Raw genomic sequence first — 24,207 nt, forward strand, 5'->3', positions numbered from 1 at the left:
CGGGTGCGATGATGTTTGGTCCTTGCGATGATCAAAGGGCGAAAGGCCGGCAGAATGGATATTCCCGGAGCACGGGCACTTGGATTGGCCGCGGCGCTTGCCACGGTCACGATCTGGGCGGCGTTTATGCTGGTCACGCGATTCGCCGTGCAGGGCAGTTTCACCGTCGAGGAGCTCTTGATCCTGCGTCTCGTGCCCGGCGCCGTGGTCATGGCCCCGGTGATGTGGCGGTTGGGCGTGATGCCCAAGGGCCTGTCGTGGCCACGCGCCGCCATGCTGATGGTTGGCGCCAGCGCGGTCTTTCCCTACGTCGTGTCAAAGGGGCTGGCCTATGCGCCCGCGTCCGACGGCGGCGCGCTGGCGCCGGGAATGCTGCCGTTCTGGACGGCGCTGGCCGCCTATGCCCTGGCAGGCGAAGTTCCCGGTCCGCGGCGCAGGCTGGGGCTGGCGATCATTCTGGCCGGTGCGATGGTCGTGAGCCTGTGGCAGATCTTTCTCGGGGCGGCGGACGGCGCGTGGAAGGGCCATTTGATGTTTCTCACCGGGTCGGGCTTCTGGGCCGTCTATTCCGTCATCTTCCGCCAAAGCGGGCTCAGCCCCTTGCGGGGGCTTGTGATCGGCTTGTTCTGGGGCACGCTGCTGGGCTCTCCGTTGCTGCTTGCGACGGGAAACGTGCGCTTTGCCGGTGTCAGCGCGGGCGATATCATCGTGATGACCGTGATCCAGAGTTTCGTCATCGGTATTCTGGCCATGTTCCTGTTCGGCTATGCCGTGCAACGCCTGGGTGCCGCGCAGACCGCCGCCTTCGGCGCATTGACCCCGATCCTCGCGTTGTTGGGGGGCGTGGCGTTCCTCGGCGAAACCGTCACCCCGCTCAAGGTGCTTGGCGTCTCGCTGGTGGCCGCGGGGGTCTTTCTGGCGTCAGGTGTGCTGAGCAAGCGACCGTCGGCGCTGGCATCGTGACACCTTGCGAGGTCGCTGACCCGAAGCGCGGTCAGCACCGGCGGGGTGCGCCGCGCGGCATGTGACGCTTGGCTGGCGGCGGGCGGCATCACACGCGCTGCACCACCCAATCGGATATTGCCGGCAACAGCGCATTCAGAACCGCCTGGAAGGCGGCGACGATGCTGGCGGGATCATCACCCGCGGCCGGCACGGACTGGGAAAAGCCGCGCGTGGCGACCACCCGCTGATCGCGGTCATTGACGACGGTCAGGGTCATGTTCACCTCAGCCACAAGGGCGTCATCGGCCCCTGCGTTCACCTGAAAGGCGTCGATCCGGACCAGCAGGGCGCTGTCGGGCACCGGCCCGCCGTCGCTGCGCCCGACATAGCCCACGCGGCCGGTGCCGGAAATGCTGCGCACCAGCAGGGATTGCAGGACCAGCGGCAACTCGTCGCTCCATCTGGCGTCGGGCAGATAGGTGACGGACACGGCATCGGGCTTGACCATGATCCGGTCCGTGGCGATGGCGGCGGTCGCCTCGGGGCGCGCCACCAGCACCGTGCGACCGGTGCGCCGCCCGTTCGTGGCACCCGGCGCCGGCGCAAGGTCATAGGTGTCGAGCGGGCGTGCGGCCGTGTTCAAGGCCGAGACCGCGCCGCACCCGCCAAGGGCGGATAAGGCCCCGGCAAGGGCGGCACGGCGGGTCAGGTGAAGGCTGCGCATGGCATTATCTCCGATATTCGGGCACACGATTGTCGAGCAGGAAGCGCGCGGGATCGCGTTCGATCCGACGCACCAGCGCGTTAAGGGCGCTGACCAGGTTGCGCGCGTCGCTTCCGAACCGGGTCAGCTCGGGCAGCCCGGTCTGGGCGAAGGTTCCGATCGCGGGCGCACTGGCGGCGACCGCGCCCTCGATCTGCGCCACGACGCCGTCAGCGCGGTTGATCAGGGCGCGCAGGTCGGCGGCGATGGCCGGGACATCGCGGGTCACGTCCTCGATCGCCAGGCTGATCCGGTCCGACGCGGTGCGGATATCGGACAGGACCGGCCCCAGGTCCGTGTCGATCGCATCCGTGGTCGCATCGAAGGCCGCTTCTGCCGATGCCAACGCGGTTTCCGATGCGGTCAGCGCGCGATCGACGGTGTCGAGGGTCGTTTGCGCCCTCTGGAACAACGCACTGGCCGAGGTCAGCGCCTGCTGTGCATCGGTCGCCAGCGGATCGAACCGGCCTGTCAGCCCGGTCAGATCCTGTGCCACCCGATCCACCGCGGCAGAGGCGGTCGCCACGCCAGTGCGAATATCGCTGACGACGTTCGGAACATCGTCGCGCATCACCGCCTCGATCCGGGCGAGCGTCGATTTCGCATCGCTCAGCACCGCGCGGGCTTCGGCCACCAGAAGGGTGCCGTCACCGTCCACCAGCGTGTCGAAACTGTCGGAGGCTTCGGTCACGGCATCGAAGGCCTGGTTCGCCTCCACCAGCGTTTGCTCCAACTCAGCCAGCCGCGCATTCAACAGATCGGCGGTTTGCGAAAAACCGTCCAGCGTGGCGCCCGATCTTTGCCGGATATCCGTGACAGCCGCATTGATCGACGTCACCGATTGCGACACCCGCGCCAGTATAACGGGCAGTTGTTCGCGCAGGATGATCTCGGCCTGCCGGAACGCCCCGCCGGCATTGTCCATCGCCGTGGTCGAGGTCGTCAGCGCGGTATCGGCCGTATCAAAGGCTTGCCGGGCCGAGGCCAGCATCTCGTCCGCGCGCGTCAGCGTCGTCGAAACAGCCGCCCCGATACCGTCGAGCCTGTCGGTGAAGCGGGTGATCTGCACAGTGGCATCCCTGACCGTTTCGGTCACGGTCGAGAAATCGGTCAGCGCCTCGTCCAGCCGCCCCGAGGAGTTGGCAAGATTCCGCAGGATGTCAGCAACGTAAGCCTGGTTTTCCGGCCCCGTCAGCGCCTGGAACTGATCCAGCAGGCGGGTCGCCTCGTTCAGGAGGTCGGGCGCCTCTTCGACCAGTGTCTGCACCGTCGATCGGCGGGATGCGATGATCGGCAGGCCCCCGTCGGGCGCCGTCAGTTCCGGCGACCCTGGCGTGCCCCCCGACAATGAGATGGAGGCGACCCCGGTCACCCCCTGCGATTGCAGTTGTGCGACCGTGTTTTCGCGGATCGGCGTCGTCGCGTCGATCTCGACGGTGGTGAACACCTTCGACGGGTCTTCCTCGTAGATCCGCAACCCGATCACCTTGCCGACCGAAATGCCGTTGAACAGCACGTCCCCCGACGGGTCCAGCCCCGAGACATCGTCGAACAGGATGCCGTAGGTCGCGTATTGGCGGTCGATCTCGACACTGGCGAGCCAGATGAAAAACCCCAGCGTCCCGAGGATACCCATCAGGGTGAATGCGCCGATCAGGATGAAATTGGCCCGCGTTTCCATTACGCCCTCCCATCCGGGCGTGCCGAAGCCGTGGCCGCGCGGGCACGGGGCCCATGGAAATATTCCTTTACCCAGGGGTGATCGACATCCAGCATGTCGCGCATCGTCCCAACCGCGAGCACTCGTTTGTCGGCCAGTACCGCGACCCGGTCGCAGATGGCGTGCAGGCTGTCCAGATCATGCGTCACCAGAAAGACGGTCAGCCCAAGCGCCGCCTGAAGCTGTTTGATCAGCGTGTCGAATGCCGCCGCCCCGATTGGGTCAAGCCCGGCCGTGGGTTCGTCGAGGAACACGATCTCGGGGTCGAGCGCGATGGACCGTGCGAACCCGGCGCGTTTGCGCATCCCGCCCGACAGTTCCGACGGATATTTTACCTGCGCGTTTTCAGGCAGGCCGACCATGCGCACCTTTATCCCCGCCAGCGTTTCGCGCAGCGCGTCGTCCAGGTGCAACTGCTCGCGCATCGGGGCCTCGACGTTCTGGCGCACGGTCAGCGAGGAAAACAGCGCACCGTCCTGGAACATCACGCCCCAGCGGCGTCGCAGCCGTCGGTAGTCGTCATCCGAGGTGTCGCGCACGCTCTGGCCCAGCACCTCGATCTGGCCCTCGGCGGGGTTGAGCAACCCGACGATGGCACGCAGCAGCACCGACTTGCCGGTGCCCGATCCGCCCACTACGCCGATGATCTCTCCGCGCCGCACATCCAGGTCCAGACCGTCATGCACGGTATGGGTGTCAAACCGGGTCACAAGGCCGCGCACCCTGATGATGGTCTCGGGCGCGGGGGGCGGGGTCGTTTGGGCATCGGGTTCGGGCATCATACCCCCACAATTGCGAAAAAGATCGAAAACAGCGCGTCCATCACGATCACCATGAAAATCGACAGCACGACGGATGTCGAGGTCAGCCGCCCCAGCGATTCCGCGTTGCCGCCCACTTTCATCCCCTCGTAGCACCCGATGATCCCGATGATCAGCGCAAAGAACGGCGCCTTGATCATGCCGACCCCGAAGTGCCAGACATCGGTGTTGGACACCAATCGCGACTGGAACACCGCAGGCGATACGCCAAGTTCGACCCATGACATCGCCGCGCCGCCGATCAGCCCGGAGATATCCGCGATGAACCCCAGAACAGGCAGCATCAGGATCAGGGCCAGCACCCGCGGCACCACGAGGATGGTAACAGGGTCGAGCCCCAATGTCCGCATGGCGTCGATTTCCTCGCGCATTTTCATGGAGCCGATGGCGGCGGTAAAGGCCGACCCGGAGCGCCCCGCGACGATGATCGCGGTCAGTAGGATGCCCAGTTCGCGCAGAACCGAGATCGCGATCAGATCGACGACAAAGACCTCTGCGCCGAACTGGCGAAGCTGCGCCGCCCCCTGAAACGCAAGCACCACGCCGATGAGGAACGCCATCAGCGCCACGATGGGCACCGCGTTCAGCCCGACCTCCTGGCAATGGTGCACCAGCGAGGTGAGCCGCAACCGGCGAGGCCGTATCACGATGCCCGCAATCGTGGCGACCGTCTGACCCAGAAACGAGGTCAGTTCGACGAAGGTGCGCCACCCGCGAACCACCATCCGCCCGAAGGCCTCCAGGCGGTCGGCCAGCGTGCGCGGCGGAAGCACGGCGGCCTCTTCGGGTGGCATGTTGCGGCGCACCGTCTCGATCAATTGCGCCTGCGCGTCGCTCGCGCCCTCGATCTCGACCGTGGTCCCCGCCGCCGCCGCAATGCCGCGCTGCATGTCGATCAGGAACCATGCGCCTGCTGTATCGACATGGCTCAGCGCCGATATGTCGATGACCGAAGCCCCGCGCGCACTGTCAAGGATGGCGGCCCGGTCAAGGCCCTCGACCGCATCGATCCGCAATTCGCCCGACATCGACACCCGTGCGCCCGATGCGACCACGTCAAGGGACTTCCGTGCTATGTGGGCGTCATCATTCAATCGATATCACCACGGGCAAAATGGGTGGTCGTGCCGGACTATCGAACATATTCGACAGGTCCTCAAGCAGACCGATCGGTTATCGGGTCCTGCGCAACCTGGCCGTCCGTCTTGGCGAATGCGCTGGGCGATGGCACCGCGCTGCTCGCGGCCCTCGCGCAGGGCGGGCTTGGATCGTCCGGGATCGCGCATATATCGGTGATGGACGATCGGGGAGCGTGAGAATGGCTGGACTGAAGCTGACGTGTCTGCACTGCGGTCAGGTGAACCGCACACCGAAGGAGCGGCTGGATGCCGCGAAATGCGCGACTTGCGGCGCCCGGCTGGCGACGGGAAAGGCGATCGACGTCGATCTGGCCACCCTGCAAAAGGCCGCGCGCAACGACGATCTTGCACTGGTCGTGGACTTCTGGGCGCCCTGGTGTGGTCCTTGCAAGATGATGGCCCCGCAGTTCACGCAGGCGGCGGGACAGCTCAGGGGGCAGGCCCGGCTGGTGAAAGTGAACACCGAAGACCACCCAAAGGCCAGCGCGACATACGGCATCCGCGGCATTCCGACCCTGATCGCATTCAAGGGCGGCCGCGAGGTCAAGCGGCAGGCCGGGGCGCTGCAAGCGCCGCAAATCATCGGTTGGGTGCCTGTCTGAGGGGCTGCGCAGGGCATCGCGGCGCGGGCCTTGCCCGATCGCAGCCGTGCCGGTCAGGCAGGTTAGGGTCCTGCGGATGGGCCCCGAACCGAACACCTTGACGTCCCGGCGGGCGGTCGGGGCCGCGCAAGCCCGGCACGAACGCCCCGTCACCCGGCGCGGCGTCGTGACGGAACGGTGGCTTGCATTGATATCTCTCAACACCTGCGATCACGAACGCGCCTAGGGTGCCGACCTTGCGGGCGACCACGGCGGCCCCGCGTGGCAGGACATGACCATGACCCCCACACCGCGATCCAGGGCGTTCGACTTTCGGCGGCACAGCGGTGCGGCGCCGGATCGCCGATGCGCAGGGCGGACCCCGGCGCGACCGGGGGCCCCTGTGCGGGGCGATGCGGCATCGCCCCCGCCGGGCACAGGGTGATGGGATTGCCCAAGGTTTTCGCGCTCGGCGCCACGCGCGGCCTTGGCGAGGCGGTGTCCGCAGCGCTGGGCCAGCCGCTTGCGCCGCTCGAAGAGCGCGGTTTCGAGGATGGCGAGCACAAGGCCCGCCCGATGGTCAGCGTGCGCGGCGTCGATGCCTATGTCATCCAAAGCCTGCATGGTGGCCCGGACGAAAGCCCGAATGACAAACTTGCCCGGCTGCTGTTCTTCATTGCCGCGCTCAAGACGAACGGGGCGGCGCGGGTGACGGCCGTGGTTCCCTATCTGGCCTATGCGCGCAAGGACCGCCAGACCAAGCCGCGCGACCCCCTGACCGCCCGCTACGTGGCCCAGTTGATCGAAGCGGTGCACACCGACCGCGTGTTGACGCTCGAGGTGCACAACCCGGTGGCCTTTCAGAACGCGTTTCGCTGCGAGGCGGTCGCGCTGGATTGCCGGGGCGTGCTGCTGGAGCGTGCCGCGGCGCTGGCGGGGGAGGGGGCGGTCACGGTGGCCTCACCGGATCCCGGCGGGGTCAAACGGGCGCAACTGTTCCGCGAGGCGCTCGAGACGCGGATCGGTCGTTCGGTGGGGTTCGCCCTGATGGAAAAGCGCCGCAGCGCCGGCGTGGTCAGTGGCAGCCTTCTGGCGGGCGACGTGCAGGGCGCGCGGGTGCTGGTCGTCGATGACATGATCGCCTCCGGCGGCACCATGGTCCGCGCGGCGCAGGCGGTGCGGGCGGCGGGCGCGCGCGATGCCTGGGCCCTGGCCGCGCACGGGCTATTCACCCAGGGCGCGCAAGCGGCGATCGCCGACCAGGCGGTCGCGGGCTGGATCGTCACCGACACGGTGCCGCCCTTTCGTCTGCGGGGCGATCCCGTCGCCGACCGGATCGAGACGATCAGCGCGGCGCCGCTCTTTGCCGATGCGATCCGCCGGTTGAACGGCAATCTGCCGATCATCGATCTTCCGGCCGCCGGGTCCTGAGGTCGGCCTGATCGGCCAAGGCAAGATACCGCCGGGCCAGCGGGAGCCACCTGTGGGGCGTTCGCACGACGGCTTCGGTCCGGTGCAGAAGCGCCAGCCGCGCCCTCAACAACGCCCGGTAGCGCCAGTAGAACGCCAGCACCGCGTGGGGCGGCGCATCCGCCAACGCCGTCGAAACCAGATCGTGCAGCGCGCCGTATATCCAATGCGCACCCTTTTGCGCGCATTCCAGTCCCAGAAAGGCGATCTCGTCGAAGGGGTCCACCATGCGCAGCGCACGGTTGAATTCAAGACAGTCGATGATCGCGGGCGGGGCGGTCAGAAACACATGCTCGGGGCGCAGATCGCCGTGGCCCTCGACGATCCGGCCGGCATCGACGCGGGCGCGCAGGGCGGGACGGACGGCCTTGAGCGCGCGATCAAAGCCGCGCAGCGCCCCGGCCGCGCGCTCGGGGTCAAGCCCCAGCGCCGGATCCGCGAGCACGGCGCAGGTGCGCGCATGCTGCGCCTCGAACCGGTCTATGTAATCCGAAGCTGACAGCCGCTCGGACGGCAGCGCGCGGTAGAACAGGCTCAGCGCGTCGGCCACGCGCCTGATGTCGCCCGGCTTGACCCCGTCCCTGGCGATCATCGCGCTGAGTGTACGGTCCGCGGGCAATTGGCGCATCTCGACCAGCCAGTCGACGATGCGGCCCGCGCCCGACAGCGTCAGCTCCCCGCCCGGTGCCATCCGCAAGGCGCGCGCGCCAAGATAGACATCCCGAGCAAGACGCCGGTTCAGCCGGACCTCCTGCGCGACCATCCGGGCGCGCTTGTCCAGCGTGCTGAAATCCAGGAAATCCTCCCTGATCGGTTTTTTCAGCTTGAACACCCGCTCCCCGGTCAGAAACACCCAGGACATATGCGTCTCGACCGTCTCGATGGTGGCGGGCAGGGGCGCATGGATCGCAGGATCGGCCAGGCTGCGAACCTTCTGCTCGAGTGTCGGAGTACCCTGCAAGTCTGCGGCGCGCGTTTGCATCTGGCTCGGCCCTGTCTTTGCGGCGATTAGACAGGATCGCGCGCCCGCCGTCCTTGACGCGGGTCAACGCGCGCACGCGGGCGGGGGGTAATCTTTGCGGGATGGAAACGGATGCGGATTTACCGGACGATGGGCCATCTTGCGGCGCGGCGATTGCGGTGTCGGGCGATGGCGCATGCCGTGACGGGCCCCGGTGCCGCGCGACCGGCGCGCCGGGCTGCGGCCTTGCGGGCCCCGTATCGGCGTCGGCGCGATGATCGGTGCGGCAAAGGATGCAGCGCGGTCGTTGCGCATGTTCCTTGCGGGCGACGTGATGACGGGCCGCGGCATCGACCAGGTGTTGCCGCATCCCGGCGATCCCCGGATCCACGAGGAGTTCATGACCTCGGCAGAGGGCTACGTCCACCTGGCCGAGCGCCGGTCGGGGCCTCTTCCGCGCCCGGTTCCCTATGCCCATGTCTGGGGGGACCTGCGCGATGAACTTGCCCGCCGCAGATGCGATCTGCGCCTGATTAACCTTGAAACAGCGATCACCCGCGACGGCGTTCCGGCCCCCAAGGGCATCAACTACCGGATGCATCCGGACAATATAGGGGTCCTGACCCTTGCCGGTATCGACGGCTGCATCCTTGCCAACAATCATGTGATGGACTGGGGGCGGGCGGGGCTCGTGGATACGCTCGACGCGCTCGGCGATGCCGGGATCGGCACTGTCGGCGCGGGCCGCAATTCTCAACATGCGGCCGCGCCCCTGGTTGTGGACTGCGCAGGGCGGGGCCGTGTCATCACCGTTGCCTTCGGCGCCGAAACCAGCGGCGTGCCGGGTGACTGGGCGGCGGGCGATACCCTGCCGGGGATCGAGGTGCTGCCCCAAGACCCCGAGGAGACAGTGGCGCGTGTCCGCGACCGGGTCGCGCCACTGCGCGGGCCGGGCGACGTGCTCATCGTCTCGATCCACTGGGGCGGGAATTGGGGCTTCGAGGTGCCCGACGATCAGCGCGCGTTGGCGCATGCGCTGATCGACCACGCCGTAACCGACGTGGTTTTCGGCCATTCGTCGCATCATCCCAAGGGCATCGAGATCTATCGTGGCAAGCTGATCCTTTATGGCGCCGGCGATCTGATCAACGACTACGAGGGGATCGAGGGCTACGAGCAATTCCGCGGCGACCTCGCGCTGGCCTATTTCGCGGAGGTGAACGCCGGTGACGGCCGCTTGGCCGGGCTCGACATGGTGCCATATCGCCGGCGCGGTTTCCGGCTTTGTCGGGCCAAGGGCGAAGCGGCCGCGTGGCTGGCTGATGCGATTGGGCGCCGCTCTGTCGTGCCGGCACCGGGCCTGACCCGCAGCGCGGACGATGTGCTGCGCATCGGGCTCGCGCCGGGGGCCGGATCGGCGCGCTCGGTCGAAAGCCGATGATGCCGGCCCGCGGGCGCACCAATGCCGCCGGCCGCGACGAGGCGCGCCGCCCAGACCCGCGCAGGGCCACATGACACCGGAAATCGCTCTGCTGCTGGTGCTTTTTGTGGGCGTGGTCGTCATGTTGGCGAGAGAGACGCTGCCGGTTGAGCAGGTCTCGCTGCTGCTGGTGGCGGTTCTGGCGGCCAGCGGCGTGCTGGATGCCGACGTGGCGTTGCAAGGGTTCGCCAGCGAAACCGTGGTGATGTTGGCCTGCGTCATGGTGCTGTCGCGGCGGCTTGCTGATTCGGGGTTGATCGGGTTGATGTCGGAACGTCTGGCACGGGGCGCGGGCATGGGGCAGCGGCGCACGCTTGCGTGGCTGATGACCGTATCCGCAGGGGTGTCGAGCATCCTGACCAATACCAGCACGACGGCGGTTCTGATCCCGGCGGTGTCCGACATCGCGCGGCGGGCGGGGGTCCATCCGGGGCGCTTTCTGATGCCGGTGGCCTTTGCGTCCATGATGGGCGGATCGGCGACATTGATCGGAACCTCCACCAACCTTGCGGGCAGCGGCGCGATGGCCCGGCTCGGGCTTGAGCCGTTTGGCGTGTTCGAATTCGCCGCCGTCGGAGTTGCCATCAGCCTGGCGGGGATCGCCGCGATGACGCTGCTGGGCCACTGGCTGTTGCCGCGCGTGTCCGACACGCAAGACAGCGCCGCCGAAGGGGGTAAGGCGTTCATGGCCACGCTGGCCGTGCCCGACGGCGCGTCCAGCATCGGCAAGACGATCGGCGATCTTGGTCTTGGCGGCTTTCGGGTCAACGCCCTGGCGGTCAGCCGCGAAGGCGGTCGGGTGTCGGCCGATTCCAGGCGGAAATTGCGGGCGGCGGACCGGATCATCGTGCGCGCGCCGCGCGGCGCGCTGATCGACGCGGCCAGCGACCCGCATCTGGGTCTGATCCTGGCCGACACGACGCCTGGGCAGATCCGCGCGCCCAACATTCTGGTCGAGGCGATCCTGATGCCGGGCGCACGCTGGATCGGTCAAAGCCTCAGGTCCATGCGCAGGAGCCTCCGGCCCGACCTGCACGTTCTCGCGCTGCACCGGAGGGACCAGACCGCCCCAGCGCTGATCGGTTGGATGCGGCTCAGGACGGGCGATGTGGTGTTGCTGTCGGGTCCGCGCGACGCGATCGATGCGCTGGACCGGGATCCGGACCTGTCGTTGCTGGAGCAGCCGGAGCCCGCCCCCCCGACGCAGGCCGAGGGCAAGTGGACGCTGGTGGCCCTGATCCTTGCCATCGTGGCGGGAACCACCGGGCTGCTGCCGCTGTCGGTGGCGCTGCTGCTGGCTGTGCTGACGCTGGTATTGTCGGGGCGCATGTCGCTGGCCGACACCTTCGGGATGATAAGCTGGCGTGTGCTGATCCTGATCGGAGGCATGTCCAGCTTCGGGGTGGCGATGCTCACGTCCGGCACCGCGTCGTGGCTGGCTGGGTCCGTGCTGTTGGCGCTGGGCGGGCTGGGCCCGGTGGCGCTGCTTCTGGGGCTGGGGCTGCTGACGGTCGTCTTGACGCAGCCGATGTCGAACGCCGCCGCGGCGCTGACGGTGCTCCCGGTGGCGATCGAGGTGGCCAGCCAGTCGGGCGCCGACCCGCGGCCCTTTGCCGTCATGGTGACGCTGTCGGCGTCGCTGTCCTTCATCGCACCGTTCGAACCTGCGCTGCTTTTGGTCTATGGGCCGGGGAGTTACGCATTTCGCGACTTCCTGCGCGCGGGTATTCCGCTGACTCTGCTGTCGCTGGCGATCCTGCTGCTGCTCGTCCCGGTCTTCTGGCCGCTGGAGGGGGTCGCCCCCTGAGTGGTCGGCCCAACCGGCCCGCGCCAACCGGGAACGCTTGCGGCGGGGCGCAGGGCGGCCACGGCGGCGCGCGAAGGCGATATTGTCTTTCGTTTCTGCGACCGATCAACCCGCGGCACCGCCCCGAGTGGTACAATGCCCCGGACGGCACCCGCCGACATCCGGTGCCTGCCACATCCAGGAGGGTCCCATGGCGACTGTCGATCCTGCCGCCGATCTCGGCACGCACGAGGTGCGAAACCAGCCGCCCGACGCCGGTGACCGCGACCTATGGAACACCGACCCGGCCCTGCGGGACATGGCGGCCGCCGTCGGTGCGCAAGGCGATCTGCTGGCGGGCTACGGCAAGTCCCTGGGACAGGCGTCGCTGCGCCGGGCGGCGCGCGATGCCAACCGCTACCCGCCCGAACTGTGCCTGTTCGATCGCGGCGGGCGGCGGTTGGACGAGGTCCGGTTTCACCCGGCCTACCACCGGTTCATGCAGATGTCGGTCGCCGCCGGGTATGCGGCGGTTCCCTGGGAGCAGGTGCCGGGCGGTCACGCGACCCATGCCGCGATGGTGTACCTCGCCAGCCAGGTGGAGCCGGGCCATTGCTGTCCGCTGACCATGACCTATGCGTCGGTCCCGGTCATTTCGGCGGCGGACGGGCTTGCCGGCGAGTGGCGGCCACGGCTGCTGTCGCGGCGCTACGACCCGTCGGTCCGGCAGGTGACCGAAAAACAGGGCGCGACGCTGGGCATGGCGATGACCGAAAAACAAGGCGGCTCCGACGTCCGCACCAATACCACCCGCGCCGATCGGGACGGCGCCGCATGGCGGTTGACGGGGCACAAGTGGTTCTGCTCCGCGCCCATGTCCGACGGGTTCCTGACGCTTGCGCAGACCGGCAGGGGGCTTACGTGCTTTCTCGTGCCAAGGTGGCTTGACGGGGCGCGCAACGGCATCCGTCTGCAACGGCTCAAGGACAAGCTCGGCAATAGATCCAACGCCTCTGCCGAGATCGAGTACGATCGCGCATATGCCCACAGGATCGGCGCGGACGGGCAGGGCGTGCGCACGATTGTCGAGATGATCCACCACACGCGGCTCGACACCGCGATGGCACCCGCGGGCCTGATGCGGGCGGCCCTGACGGAGGCGCATCATTGGGTCTCGCATCGCACCGCCTTTCAGAAACGCCTGATCGACCAACCGCTGATGCGCACGGTGCTGGCCGATCTGGTGCTTGACTGGAACGGATCGCTGGCGCTGGGCCTGCGGGTCGCGGGCGCGTTCGACGGCACGACCGCGCAGGACCGGGCCTTTGCCCGGATCGGGGTCGCGCTGGCGAAATTTCTGGCCAACAAGCTGTGTCCGGTGGTCGTGTGCGAAGCGATGGAGATCATGGGGGGCATGGGCTACGTCACCGACACGCCGCTGCCTCTTTTGTACCGCGAAGCGCCGCTGAACGGGATCTGGGAGGGGTCGGGCAATGTCATATGCCTCGACGTTCTGCGCACGCTTGCCAAGGATCCTTTGGCGGGCGCGGCCCTGACCGCGGAACTGGACGCGGCCAAGGGGGGCGATGCGCGATACGATGCGGCGCGTGAGCGCCATCGTGGGCGCTGGCCAACCGTGCCGCCAGAGGCCGAGGCCCGCTGGTTCGTGGAGGCCACGGCGCTGCTGCTGACCGCATCGGTCCTGATCCGTCATGCGCCCGCCGACATCGCCGAGGCCTTTGTCGCAACGCGGCTCGCCGATGACAGGGGGCGCGTGTGCGGGGCCGTGGGCGCCATCGACGCGTCCGGCATCCTGGCGCGGATCGCCCCAGGGGTGTGACGCATGGCCCAAGGGACAGGCGGGCGCATCGGCGCGGTGCCGGCCCCCGGCCAGGCCGCGCGGCAATTGGCATGACGTGGATCAACACCGCTGCGCCGCAAACATGAAATCATGCGCTCACACCTGTGGGCGACAACCCAGGCACTTACGCCGGTGGGCGACGCGGCTTTGGGCGGCAGGATTGAGGATCAAGCGGATGGCACCGAGACAGATCGCTGTTGGCGCCTTGACGATATTGATCGTGATCGCGGGTTTTTTCTACTGGAATTCCCGGAATTCGGACACGCTGCCGGACGGGATCGCTGCCGGAAACGGCCGGATCGAGGCGGCGCAGGTCGATATCGCGACGAAATTCGCGGGCCGCGTTCACCGCGTGCCGGTCCGCGAAGGCGATCTGGTCGATCCCGGTCAAGTGGTCGCGGAAATCGAGATTTCCCAGCTTCGGGCGCAATTGCACCGCGCCGAGGCCGAAGTGGCCAGCGCCCAAAGCCGTGTTGCGGCCGCCAAGGCGCAGGTGACGATGAGCAAGGCGCAGCTTTCGCTGGCCGAACAGGAGCTGAACCGCACGGCGAGCCTGCTCGACCGGGGGCACGCCACACAGGAATCCTATGACATCCGCCTGACCGAGCGCACTGTCGCCATGTCGAATGTGGCGTCGGCGACGGCCAATCTCACCGCTGCCGAACGAGGCGTCGATGCCGCGCAGGCCGCGGTCGAAGAGATCGAGACGCAGATCCAGGACAGCGTTCTGACCTCGCCCGTTCTGGGCCGCGTGCTCTACCGTCTGGCGGAGCCCGGAGAGGTGCTGCCGGCGGGTGGCAAGGTCATGACCGTCGTCGACCACGGCGATATCTTCATGGAGGTCTTTCTGCCGTCATCGCAGGCCCATCTGGTCACCGTCGGCAGCGAGGCACGGGTAAAGCTGGACATTTCCGAGTTCGGCATTCCCGCCACGGTCAGCTTCGTGTCGCCGGACTCGCAATTCACGCCCAAGCAGGTCGAGACCCGCACCGAACGCGACAAGCTGATGTTCCGGGTCAAGGTCCGCATCGTGCCCGGGCTCGTGCGCCACAATATCGAGCGCGTGAAGACCGGGCTGCGCGGTGTCGCCTACGTCCCCCTGGACGGCTGGCCCGAACCGGACTGGTCCACGCTTCTGCCGCCCTTGCCGCCAGAGGCGCTGCCCGATGAGGCATTGTCCGATGGCACCTGAACCGACAGGGCAGGGACCGGCGATGGTGGCGCGGATACGCGGCCTCAGCCACAGCTACAAGACCGTGACGCCGCTTGACAACATCTCGCTCGATCTGGTCCGGGGGCAGATGATCGGGCTGGTCGGGCCGGACGGGGTTGGCAAATCCACGCTGCTCAGCCTGATCGCGGGGGCGCGCAAGCTTCAGACAGGCCGGCTCGAGGTGCTGGGCGGCGATATGGCGTCGCGGGCCCACCGCAAGCGCATCAGCCCGCGGATCGCCTACATGCCGCAGGGGTTGGGGCGCAATCTCTACGAGCCGCTGAGCATCGCGGAAAACCTGGAGTTCTTCGGCAAGCTCTTCGGTCTCGGGGCCGCCGAGCGGACATCGCGGATCGACCGACTGACCGAAGCCACCGGTCTGCGCCGCTATCTGTCGCGACCGGCGGGCAAGCTTTCGGGCGGCATGAAGCAGAAGCTGGGGCTGTGCTGTGCGCTGATCCACGACCCCGAACTGATGATCCTCGACGAACCGACGACCGGCGTCGACCCCCTGTCGCGCCGCCAGTTGTGGGAACTGATCGACGCGATCAAGGCCAAGACCGCGGACATGACGGTCCTTGTCTCGACCGCCTACATGGACGAAGCCGAACGGTTCGACCGGCTGATCGCGATGGATCTTGGGCGGATCCTGGCGGAGGACACCCCTGCCGGGTTGAAAGCCCGCACCGGATCTGAAAGCATCGAACACGCCTTCGTGCAACTGCTGCCTGCCAGCGCGCGCGCTCAACACAAGGCGCTGACGATACCGCCGCTCAGGACCGGCGACGACGACACCGCCATCGTGGCCGAAGGCCTGACACGGCGGTTCGGCGATTTCACCGCCGTCGACAACGTCAGTTTCCGCATTCGCGTGGGCGAGATTTTCGGGTTTCTGGGCTCGAACGGCTGCGGCAAGACGACGACGATGAAGATGCTGACCGGCCTTTTGCCCGCGTCGGAGGGGCAGGCCTTCGTCTTTGGCAGGCCAATCGCATCGAGCACGAATGAAACCCGCAAGCGGGTCGGGTTCATGTCGCAGTCCTTTTCGCTCTATGGTGAGTTGACGGTGACGCAAAACCTGCGGCTGCATGGCCGCCTGTTCCACCTGACACCCGAACGGACCCAGGCCCGGACCCGCGAGCTGATCGCACGTTTCGGGTTGGACAGCTACCGCGACACGCTGGCTTCCTCTTTGCCGCTTGGCATTCGCCAGCGGTTGTCGCTGGCCGTGGCGATCATCCACGAGCCCGAAATGCTGATCCTCGACGAGCCGACATCCGGCGTGGACCCCGTGGCGCGGGATCAGTTCTGGGAGCTGTTGGCCGAATTGTCGCGCCGTGACGGGGTGACGATCTTCATCTCGACCCATTTCATGACCGAGGCCATGCGTTGCGACCGGATTTCACTGATGCACGACGGCCGCGTTCTGGTCCAGGACACCCCCGCCCGTCTGGTGGAGCGCATGGGCGCGCCCGATCTCGAGGCTGCGTTCATCAGCTACATCGAAGAGGACATGGGCAAGACCGGCGATCCCCGCGACACCGTCAAAATCGGCGACCGCGCGCACGAGGCATTGGGGGCGACCGCCATTGGCCCCGCGCGGCCCCGGGTGGCCGGACCGGGCGCGACGATGCGCAGCCTGAACCGGACGTTGGCCTTCAGCCACCGCGAGGTTGTCGAGGTCCTGCGCGATCCCGTCCGCCTTGGCTTTGCCTTTCTGGGCAGCATGTTCCTGCTGCTGATGATCGCGTTCGGCATTTCGCATGACGTCGAAGACCTGAAATTTGCCGCGCTCGACCTGGATCAGACCCCAGAAAGCCGGGCGTATCTCACGCATTACTCCGGCTCGCGCTATTTCGTCGAATGGCCCGAGTTGCGCAGTCAGGAGGACCTGGAAACCCATCTGGCGGCCAACGACATCACGCTGGCGCTGGAAATTCCGCCGGGATTTGGCAGGGATGTCAAGACATCGTCCAGACCCGAAATTTCCGCCTGGATCGACGGTGCGAACACTCAGCGCGCCGGAACCATCGAAGGCTATGTATCCGGCGCGCATTCAAGGTATCTCGACCAGCTGATGCGCGATAGCGGGCGGGCGCTGCCGGACTTCGAACTGGTCGAGGTCGAGCCCAGATACCGCTACAACCCGTCGTTCGAGAGCATCTTCGCGGTGGGCCCATCGGTGCCCGCCATCCTGCTCATGCTGTTCCCCGCGATCCTCATGGCGGTCAGCATCGTGCGCGAAAAGGAGATTGGCACGATCACCAACTTTTATGTCACGCCCACCAGCCGGGCCGAATTCCTGATTGGCAAGCAACTGCCCTATGTCCTGATCGGACTGGTCAATTTTTTGTTCATGTCCCTGCTGGTGGTGCTTGTCCTGCAGGTGCCGCTGAAGGGCAGCATGGCGGCGCTCACGCTGGGGGCGCTGCTCTATGTTACCTCTGCCACGGGGTTTGGCCTGATCGTGTCGACTTTCACCCGGACCCAGGTCGCCGCGGTGTTCGCGACGGCGATCCTGTCCTTGCTGCCGTCCACGCAGTTTTCGGGAATGATGCAGCCGATTTCCACGCTGGAGGGCGGTGCCCGCGTGATCGGGATGCTTTGGCCGACGGGCTATTTCGTCCATCTCAGCGTCGGGGCCTTCACCAAGGGCCTGATGCTGGGCGATCTGCTGCGCGATCTGGTCTTCTTGCTGATCTATGCACCGGTGTTCACCATTTTCGCGGCCCTCCTGCTCAAGAAACAAATGGATTAGGCGATGCGCCAGCTTACCAATATCTTCTGGCTCGGCAGCAAGGAATTGCGCAGCTTCTTCAGCGACATGGTGATGTTCGTCTTTCTCATCTGGTCGTTCACCTTTTCGATCTACAGCGAAGCCACGGGCAGCGCCGAGGACGTCAACAACGCCTCGATAGCAGTTGTTGACGAAGACCGCTCTGCCTTGTCGCGCCAGATCGCCACGGCGTTCTATCCGCCCTATTTCCGCCCCGCAGAGGAGATCGCCGCGCGCGACGTCGATGTCAGCATGGATCAAAGTCGGTACATGTTCGTGCTGGTCATACCGCCCGGTTTCGAGCGCGATGTCAGGCTGGGGCGCAAACCCGCGTTGCAACTCAATATCGATGCCACGGCGGTCGCGCAGGCGGCGCAGGGCGCAGGCTACCTGCAATCGATCATCGAAGGCGAGATCATCCATTTCACCCAGCACTTCGGAGAGGAGTTTGAGCCGCCGGTGGCCCTGACGATGCGGCGGGCGTTCAACCCCAACGGGGCCGACGAATGGTTCCTGGCGATCAATGCGTTGCTCAACAACCTGTCGATCCTGACCATCGTGCTGACCGGGGCCGCCTTGTTGCGGGAACGCGAACACGGCACGATCGAACATCTGCTGGTGATGCCCCTGACGTCATTCCAGATCGCGATGGCCAAGGTCTGGGCCAATGGCCTGGTCATCCTGACGGCCTTTACCCTGTCGTTGCTTTTCGTCGTCGAAGGTCTGCTGGAGGTCCGGATCGCGGGGTCGCGCGCGCTGCTGCTCCTTGGTGTGACCACCTATCTGTTTGCCGCCGCGGCCATCGGGATCCTGCTGGGCACGGTGGCGCGCACGATGGCGCAATTCGCGCTGCTGATCCTGTTGACGATCGTGCCGATGATGATGCTGTCGGGCGGCATGAGCCCGATCGAGAGCCAGCCAGATTTCATCCGGCCTTTCACCTGGCTGCTGCCGTCGCGCCATTTCATGGAATTCGCCCAGGCGGTCGTTTTCCGGGGCGCCACGTTCGCGGTCGTCTGGCCGGTGCTTATGAACATGGCCGTTCTTGGGGCGGCCTTCTTTCTGGTCAGCTTGCTGTTGTTCCGCCGCTCCATTACCGCGCAGCGGTAGCGAACGAACCCAGCGCCGGACAGGCCGCCGCGCCCGCCAGTGTGCGCCGCCGACATTGGGCCGTCGCATCGGGCCCGGCGTTAAGGGGCTGTGCAGACACCCGGCGATGCTTTAAAACTGGGGTGGATCACCCGATGGGGGGTATTCCGCGACAATGGGCATGACGATCGACACCTGGCTGGACGGCCTCGGTCTTGGCCAGTATTCCGAGCCCTTTCGCACGCATGACATCGACCTGCGCGCCTTGCCCCACCTCACCGAAGAAGACCTGCGCGAGATGCAGATCAGCCTTGGGCACAGGCGGATCATTCTGGCCGCCATCGAAGCCTTCGCGCAGACCGTCACGGCGCAATCCGTCGCGGGCGGACAGACGCATTCCCCGGTCCGCACCGATGCGGAGGCGCCGCAAACCTCCCCTGCCGAACGCCGCCACCTGACGGTGCTCTTTGCCGATCTGGTCGGCTTCACCGAAATGACCAACCGCTTCGACCCCGAGGAAATGCGGACCCTGCTGCAGCGGTATCAAGATACCGTGGCGGGCGAGGTGTCGCGCTATGGCGGCTATGTGGCGAAATACCTCGGCGATGGGCTGTTGGTGTTCTTCGGCTGGCCGACGGCCTACGAGGATCACCTGTACCGCGCGGTGAAATCCGCACTCGAGGCGATCAAGCGCGTGCAGCAGATCCTTGGGCCCGATGGCCGCCCGCTGGCCTCTCGCATCGGCGTGGCCAGCGGTCCTGTCGTGGTCGGGGATTTCATCGGCAGCAACTCCTTCGAGGAAGGCGCCGCCACCGGGCGGGTTCTGAACCTTGCGGCGCGGATACAGGCACATGCTGATGCGAACACGGTCGTTCTGCCTGCCGAGACCCGGCAGCTCATCGCGTCGGCGTTTGAATTTTCGGACCTGGGGCCGGTCGAATTGAAAGGCTTTGACGAGGTGCAGCCGCTGGTTCAGGTGGTGGCCGAACGCGACGCGGAAAGCCGGTTTCGCACGATCTACGGCGATGCCGACCGCGAGATCGTGGGCCGGCAGACCGAACGGGATCTGTTGCAGCAGGCCTGGGCCCGCGCCCGTTCGGGGGCCGGCGAAGCGGTGGTGCTGGTGGGCGAAGCCGGCATCGGAAAATCGCGGCTTGCCGAAGAGTTCCTGGCCAAGGACGTCGATGCCGACGCCGCCCATGTCATCCGTTGGAATTGCTCGCCCTATTTTTCGAACAGCCCGTTTCACCCGGTGGCGGATCGAATGTCGCGCGATGCCGGGATCGGCCCGGGCGATGACGACACCAGGATCGCCGACCGGCTGAGCCGGGCATTGGCCGAGCGCGGCGTGATCGACACCAAGATGCTGCCCGTCTTTGCGGCGCTGGTGACGCCGGCGTCGGATCTGGCGCGGCCGGTGACCTCGCTGGCGCCGCAGGAGCAGAAAGACCTCACGACCCAGACCCTTGTCGAGGCCATCAGGGCACAGACGCAGATCAAACCCGTCTTGCTGGTGGTCGAGGACGCCCATTGCATCGACCCGTCAACCCAGCGCGTGATCGAACGCGTGATCGCGACCTGTTCCGACATCCCGCTTCTGGTGCTCGCGACCCACCGCCCGGAATGGGTCAACACCTGGGCCGACATGACCGCCGTTGTCTCGACCCTGCAACTGCGAAAACTGAGCCAGGACCACGTGAGCGACCTGATCGCAGCCATTCTGGGGCAAGTGCCGGACAAGGCGATGGTGGATACGGTCCTTGCGCGCACCGATGGCGTGCCGCTGTTCGTCGAGGAAGTCGTCCGGGCGATGCAGTCTTCGGGCGATCTGGCCGCGGCCGAGGTGCCCTCGACGCTGCAAGGGGCCATGATGGCGCGCCTCGATGCGGTGCCGCCCGCCGCCAAGCAGGTGGCCCTGACGGCGTCGGTGCTGGGGCGGGAATTCGAACCGGCCGTCCTGTGCGCGGCGATGGGCATGCCGAGGCCGCAGATCGCGGGCCACCTCGAAGAGCTGCGTCGCGCCGGGCTGGTGTTCGAAAGCGGTCAGGCCGGCGATGTCTATGTCTTTCGCCACGCCCTGATCCGCGACACGGCCTATCAGTCGATGATGACGGCGACGCGCAGGGACCAGCACGCCCTCGTGGCGCAGGCGCTGCTGACCGTTCGGCCGGCCGAAATCGAACGCGCGCCCGAACTCGTCGCGCGCCACCTGACCGAAGCCGATGACCATGCGGCGGCGTTCGCGCACTGGCGGGCGGCCGCGGAAAAGGCGCTGGCACGCTCCGCCAGCGAGGAAGCCGTCTCGCATGCGCAGGAACTGCTGAACGGCAGCGCGCACCTGGGCGACGACGCGCTGGAGCAACGTGTGATCGCGCATATCCTCGTCGGCCGCAGTTATGAAAGCATCGGTCGCTTGCCGGAGTCGCTCAAGGCGCTGTCCTGGGCGGCGGAGGCCGCCCGCGATGAATTGCGGGATACGCTTTTCGCCGAGGCCGCCTACAGGTTTACCGAAGCGGCCCTGATCGCGGGCGAGCGTGTCGAGCTGGCGGACACGCTGTGCCAGCAGGCCATCGAGCATCTGTCGCCCGATGATGAAAGGCTGCGGTGCAGGCTGCTGAGCCAACTGGCGCGCTGCGCGATGCACCGGGGCCATTTCTCGGACGGGGCGCGCTACAGCCGGGAGGCGGTGGCGCTGGCTGAAAGGCTGGGCGATCTCAAGGCGCAGTTCGCGGTCCGGATGTCGCGGTTCTTTGCCCCGTTGAAGGCACGCGACCCCCAGGAGGTGCGCGACTGGAAGCAGCAGTTGGCCGAGATGCAGGCCATCGCCGACAAGCTGGACGACATCGACCAGGGGCGCGACCGGTCGATCAATTTCTATATCTGCGCGGAAATGGGCGACCGGGCAGGCGCCGAAGAGGCGCTGGACCGACTGGACGAGGTCGGACAGGCGCGCAACCACCTGCAACTGCATTGGGTAGAACGCCACGGGCGGGCGATGATGGCGATCCTGGATGGTGACTTCGCGGCGGCGGAGGCGTTCGCGCAGGAGGCGCTCAAGGTCGGGCGGATGACGCATGGTGCGCATGTCGAGGGCGTCTATGGCGTGCAGTTGTTCACCATCCGCCGCGAACAGGCCCGCCTGCACGAAGTGGCCCCGATCATCAAGCGGCTGATGGACGACATGCCCGGCGATCCGGCGTGGAAGCCCGGTTTCGCGGTCATCGCCTGCGAACTGGGGTATCACGATGCCGCGCGCCGGATCCTTGGCGAATTCGACGAGGCGGGGTTCAACCTGCCCATGGACGCGATGTATTCCACGACGCTGACCTACCTGTCGGAGGTCTGCATCGGCACGCGGGACGACCGGCTGGCGGCGCGCATCTACGATCTGTTGCTGCCCTACAGGGACATCACGATCACGGCGGGGGTGGCCACCGTCTGCAATGGCGCCGCGGCCCGGCGGCTTGGCGGGCTTGCGGCGATGCTGGGCGATTGGGACACCGCGCGCGAGCATTTCGAAGCCGCGCTGCAACTGGACAGCCGGATGCGCGCCAGCCCCTGGATCGCGCACACCAAAGCCGACTACGCCCGCGGATTGCGTGCGCAGGGCCGCGCGGCGGATATCACCCTGGCAGAGCGGCTTGAAACGGAAGCGTTGGAGATTGCCGCCAAATCGGGTATGGTCGCGTTGACGTCAAAGTTGGTGGGGCATCTTCACTGACTGCGGCAACCAGTCTCAGACGGGGTCGGAATGCCAAGATTTATCATTGAGCGCCAGTTTGCCGAGCAGCTTGACCTCGACGACGAGGCCAGGCTGAGCATCAAGGCGATTAACGATGCAGAAGGGGTCGAGTGGATTTACTCGTTCCTGAGCGCGGACAAGCGCAAGACATACTGTCTTTACGAAGCGCCCGACGAAGCGTCGCTGCAGCGTGCGGCGCGCAAGCTGAACATCCCGGCCGATGTCATCACTCCTGTCGACCGGATCGATCCCGGCGTCTTCGCCTAAGCCTTTCTGCCGGGTATTGCCCGGGTTTCGAACCAGTTCCGATCGCGTTCCGATTGCTTCAGCCAGCGGTTTTCAAGCTGGATTTTTCGTTTACGGGCAAGTCAGGCAAGAATCCTCAATTTCAAATTGAAGGATATCGCTATGTTTCGCATTAAAATACTGGACGGTGGCCATTCCGATATGTCGTCGGCCGAGATCGAGCCGCTTGACGCAGCACTTCGGGGCGCGATCCATGCGCCGGGCTCGGCCGAGTATGAGACCGCCCGAACCCTGTGGAATGGGATGGTCGACCGCAAGCCCGGGCTTGTCGTCCGGGCCATGGGTGCAAGCGATGTGCAGCTTGTCGTGAATTTCGCGCGCGATCACAACCTGCTGCTGGCGGTCCGCTCCGGCGGCCACCAGATTGCGGGCCATGCCGTTGCCGACGGTGCGCTGCTGCTGGATCTGTCGCGCATGTCCTCGGTGCGGGTCGCCCCGAGCGAGCGGACAGCGGTCGTGGAACCGGGCGCGCTGCTTTCGGACGTGGACAAGGAAACCCAGGCCCATGCCCTGACCGTACCGCTGGGCATCAATTCGACGACCGGGATCGCCGGTCTGACGCTGGGCGGCGGGTTCGGCTGGACCACCCGGAAATTCGGCATGACCGTCGACAACCTGCGCGCGGCCGACGTGGTCACAGCCGATGGCGCCATCGTCACATGCAGCGCCGACGACCACGCGGATCTGTTCTGGGCGATCCGCGGCGGCGGTGGCAATTTCGGCGTCGTGACCGCGTTCGAATTCGATCTGCACCCGCTTGGGCCGCAGGTTCTGTCCGGTCTCATCGTGCACCCTCTGGACCAGGCGCCGGACCTGTTGGCCGCCTTTGCCAAGCTGACCGACACCGCCGAGGATGACCTGACGGTCTGGGCGGTGCTGCGCAAGGCGCCGCCCTTGCCGTTCATTCCCGAGGACTGGCACGGCAAGGAGGTGCTGATCTTTGCCGCCTGCTATGCGGGCGACATGGCCGAGGGCGAACGCGCCATGGCCGAACTGCGATCGCTGGGCGATCCGATCGCCGACGTCATCGGCCCGCATCCCTTTGTCGGATGGCAGGCCGCTTTCGATCCTCTGCTGGTTTCCGGTCAGCGCAACTATTGGAAAAGCCATGACTTCGAAAGCCTGCCGCAGGCCGCGATACGCGAACTGGTGGCGGCCGCCAACAACCTGCCCGACCCCGCGACAGAGATTTTCATCGCCCATGTGGGCGGCGCGATGGCGCGGGTTGCGGCATCGGATACCGCCTATCCGCAACGCGCTTCGCATTTCATCATGAACGTGCACACCCGCTGGGCCGAGCCGGAGAAGGACGCAACCTGCATTGGCTGGGCGCGGGACTTGTTCGACACGATGGCGCAGTATTCGACCGGGGGCGTCTATGTGAATTTCATGCCCGAGGACGAGACCGCGCGCCTGCCAAATGCCTATGGCGGCAACATCGACCGGCTGGCGCGGATCAAGGCGCATTACGACCCCGGTAACCTCTTCCGGCTCAACCACAACATCCAGCCCGCGAGCGTACCGCAAGCCGCGGAATGATGGCATCATCCCGCC

Annotated in this window: 17 protein-coding genes; 12 read left to right on the plus strand and 5 right to left on the minus strand. The window is 66.5% G+C overall.

The window, feature by feature from the left end:
• The first annotated feature begins 54 nt into the window (after positions 1-54).
• The gene (locus tag FDT80_RS13430; RefSeq protein WP_170311864.1) at positions 55-963 is read left to right on the plus strand and encodes a DMT family transporter; all 909 of its coding nucleotides are present in this window, start codon (positions 55-57) and stop codon (positions 961-963) included.
• Positions 964-1,051: 88 nt separating this feature from the next.
• Here FDT80_RS13430 and FDT80_RS13435 read toward each other — a convergent pair whose 3' ends face one another.
• Genes FDT80_RS13435 through FDT80_RS13450 form a run of 4 tightly spaced genes read right to left on the minus strand, consistent with a single transcriptional unit; the run spans position 1,052 to position 5,277 of the window.
• Entirely contained in the window at positions 1,052-1,669 is a 618-nt protein-coding gene (locus FDT80_RS13435; protein WP_138662820.1) for an ABC-type transport auxiliary lipoprotein family protein, read from the minus strand.
• A 4-nt stretch (positions 1,670-1,673) separates the two neighbouring features.
• Positions 1,674-3,389, minus strand: a complete 1,716-nt coding sequence (locus FDT80_RS13440) for an MlaD family protein (protein WP_138662821.1) — start codon at positions 3,387-3,389, stop codon at positions 1,674-1,676.
• Complete coding sequence (locus FDT80_RS13445; RefSeq protein WP_138662976.1) at positions 3,389-4,207, minus strand: ABC transporter ATP-binding protein; 819 nt, start codon at positions 4,205-4,207, stop codon at positions 3,389-3,391. The genes FDT80_RS13440 and FDT80_RS13445 overlap by 1 nt, the downstream gene beginning before the upstream one ends.
• Positions 4,207-5,277 (minus strand): ABC transporter permease, encoded by a 1,071-nt coding sequence (locus tag FDT80_RS13450; protein WP_138662977.1) that lies wholly within the window; start codon positions 5,275-5,277, stop codon positions 4,207-4,209. Before FDT80_RS13450 ends, FDT80_RS13445 begins: the two co-directional genes overlap by 1 nt.
• Positions 5,278-5,567: 290 nt before the next feature.
• Here FDT80_RS13450 and trxC point away from each other — a divergent pair, with 290 nt between their 5' ends.
• Together trxC and FDT80_RS13460 are read left to right on the plus strand one after the other, a co-directional pair.
• Complete coding sequence (trxC, locus tag FDT80_RS13455) at positions 5,568-5,990, plus strand: thioredoxin TrxC (RefSeq protein WP_138662822.1); 423 nt, start codon at positions 5,568-5,570, stop codon at positions 5,988-5,990.
• Positions 5,991-6,419: 429 nt separating this feature from the next.
• The gene (locus FDT80_RS13460; RefSeq protein WP_246039953.1) at positions 6,420-7,400 is read left to right on the plus strand and encodes a ribose-phosphate diphosphokinase; all 981 of its coding nucleotides are present in this window, start codon (positions 6,420-6,422) and stop codon (positions 7,398-7,400) included.
• On the opposite strand, the gene FDT80_RS13465 is transcribed toward FDT80_RS13460, so the two are convergent.
• Complete coding sequence (locus FDT80_RS13465) at positions 7,372-8,421, minus strand: hypothetical protein (RefSeq protein WP_138662823.1); 1,050 nt, start codon at positions 8,419-8,421, stop codon at positions 7,372-7,374. The genes FDT80_RS13460 and FDT80_RS13465 overlap by 29 nt on opposite strands.
• A gap of 253 nt (positions 8,422-8,674) precedes the next feature.
• On the opposite strand from FDT80_RS13465, the gene FDT80_RS13470 reads away from it, so the two are divergent.
• The 9 genes from FDT80_RS13470 (at position 8,675) to FDT80_RS13510 (ending at position 24,192) form a co-directional block, all read left to right on the plus strand.
• Positions 8,675-9,841, plus strand: coding sequence for a CapA family protein (locus tag FDT80_RS13470; RefSeq protein WP_138662824.1), 1,167 nt, complete (start codon positions 8,675-8,677; stop codon positions 9,839-9,841).
• A gap of 70 nt (positions 9,842-9,911) precedes the next feature.
• Entirely contained in the window at positions 9,912-11,687 is a 1,776-nt protein-coding gene (locus FDT80_RS13475) for an SLC13 family permease (protein WP_170311865.1), read from the plus strand.
• 190 nt (positions 11,688-11,877) lie between these two features.
• Positions 11,878-13,506 (plus strand): acyl-CoA dehydrogenase family protein, encoded by a 1,629-nt coding sequence (locus FDT80_RS13480; RefSeq protein WP_138662826.1) that lies wholly within the window; start codon positions 11,878-11,880, stop codon positions 13,504-13,506.
• 196 nt (positions 13,507-13,702) lie between these two features.
• Positions 13,703-14,719: an HlyD family secretion protein gene (locus FDT80_RS13485; protein WP_138662827.1), complete on the plus strand. Its 1,017-nt coding sequence runs from the start codon at positions 13,703-13,705 to the stop codon at positions 14,717-14,719.
• The gene (gene rbbA / locus FDT80_RS13490) at positions 14,709-17,498 is read left to right on the plus strand and encodes a ribosome-associated ATPase/putative transporter RbbA (RefSeq protein WP_138662828.1); all 2,790 of its coding nucleotides are present in this window, start codon (positions 14,709-14,711) and stop codon (positions 17,496-17,498) included. Before FDT80_RS13485 ends, rbbA begins: the two co-directional genes overlap by 11 nt.
• A gap of 3 nt (positions 17,499-17,501) precedes the next feature.
• Entirely contained in the window at positions 17,502-18,626 is a 1,125-nt protein-coding gene (locus FDT80_RS13495) for an ABC transporter permease (protein WP_138662829.1), read from the plus strand.
• 160 nt (positions 18,627-18,786) lie between these two features.
• The gene (locus FDT80_RS13500) at positions 18,787-22,326 is read left to right on the plus strand and encodes an ATP-binding protein (protein WP_170311866.1); all 3,540 of its coding nucleotides are present in this window, start codon (positions 18,787-18,789) and stop codon (positions 22,324-22,326) included.
• Between the two features lie 30 nt (positions 22,327-22,356).
• The gene (locus FDT80_RS13505; protein ID WP_138662831.1) at positions 22,357-22,614 is read left to right on the plus strand and encodes a DUF4242 domain-containing protein; all 258 of its coding nucleotides are present in this window, start codon (positions 22,357-22,359) and stop codon (positions 22,612-22,614) included.
• Between the two features lie 141 nt (positions 22,615-22,755).
• Positions 22,756-24,192, plus strand: a complete 1,437-nt coding sequence (locus FDT80_RS13510; RefSeq protein ID WP_138662832.1) for an FAD-binding oxidoreductase — start codon at positions 22,756-22,758, stop codon at positions 24,190-24,192.
• The last annotated feature ends 15 nt before the right edge of the window (positions 24,193-24,207 follow it).

The sequence above is a fragment of the Sulfitobacter sabulilitoris genome, from assembly GCF_005887615.1.
In the GTDB taxonomy this organism is placed as follows: Bacteria; Pseudomonadota; Alphaproteobacteria; order Rhodobacterales; family Rhodobacteraceae; genus Sulfitobacter_E; species Sulfitobacter_E sabulilitoris.

Excerpts from the sequence above, each read along its gene's own strand:
- FDT80_RS13430 (WP_170311864.1), top strand. The coding sequence starts at position 55 with ATGGATATTCCCGGAGCACGGGCACTTGGATTGGCCGCGGCGCTTGCC.
- FDT80_RS13435 (WP_138662820.1), bottom strand. The coding sequence starts at position 1,669 with ATGCGCAGCCTTCACCTGACCCGCCGTGCCGCCCTTGCCGGGGCCTTA.
- FDT80_RS13440 (WP_138662821.1), bottom strand. The coding sequence starts at position 3,389 with ATGGAAACGCGGGCCAATTTCATCCTGATCGGCGCATTCACCCTGATG.
- FDT80_RS13445 (WP_138662976.1), bottom strand. The coding sequence starts at position 4,207 with ATGCCCGAACCCGATGCCCAAACGACCCCGCCCCCCGCGCCCGAGACC.
- FDT80_RS13450 (WP_138662977.1), bottom strand. The coding sequence starts at position 5,277 with ATGTCGGGCGAATTGCGGATCGATGCGGTCGAGGGCCTTGACCGGGCC.
- trxC (WP_138662822.1), top strand. The coding sequence starts at position 5,568 with ATGGCTGGACTGAAGCTGACGTGTCTGCACTGCGGTCAGGTGAACCGC.
- FDT80_RS13465 (WP_138662823.1), bottom strand. The coding sequence starts at position 8,421 with ATGCAAACGCGCGCCGCAGACTTGCAGGGTACTCCGACACTCGAGCAG.
- FDT80_RS13470 (WP_138662824.1), top strand. The coding sequence starts at position 8,675 with ATGATCGGTGCGGCAAAGGATGCAGCGCGGTCGTTGCGCATGTTCCTT.
- FDT80_RS13475 (WP_170311865.1), top strand. The coding sequence starts at position 9,912 with ATGACACCGGAAATCGCTCTGCTGCTGGTGCTTTTTGTGGGCGTGGTC.
- FDT80_RS13480 (WP_138662826.1), top strand. The coding sequence starts at position 11,878 with ATGGCGACTGTCGATCCTGCCGCCGATCTCGGCACGCACGAGGTGCGA.
- FDT80_RS13485 (WP_138662827.1), top strand. The coding sequence starts at position 13,703 with ATGGCACCGAGACAGATCGCTGTTGGCGCCTTGACGATATTGATCGTG.
- rbbA (WP_138662828.1), top strand. The coding sequence starts at position 14,709 with ATGGCACCTGAACCGACAGGGCAGGGACCGGCGATGGTGGCGCGGATA.
- FDT80_RS13495 (WP_138662829.1), top strand. The coding sequence starts at position 17,502 with ATGCGCCAGCTTACCAATATCTTCTGGCTCGGCAGCAAGGAATTGCGC.
- FDT80_RS13500 (WP_170311866.1), top strand. The coding sequence starts at position 18,787 with ATGACGATCGACACCTGGCTGGACGGCCTCGGTCTTGGCCAGTATTCC.
- FDT80_RS13505 (WP_138662831.1), top strand. The coding sequence starts at position 22,357 with ATGCCAAGATTTATCATTGAGCGCCAGTTTGCCGAGCAGCTTGACCTC.
- FDT80_RS13510 (WP_138662832.1), top strand. The coding sequence starts at position 22,756 with ATGTTTCGCATTAAAATACTGGACGGTGGCCATTCCGATATGTCGTCG.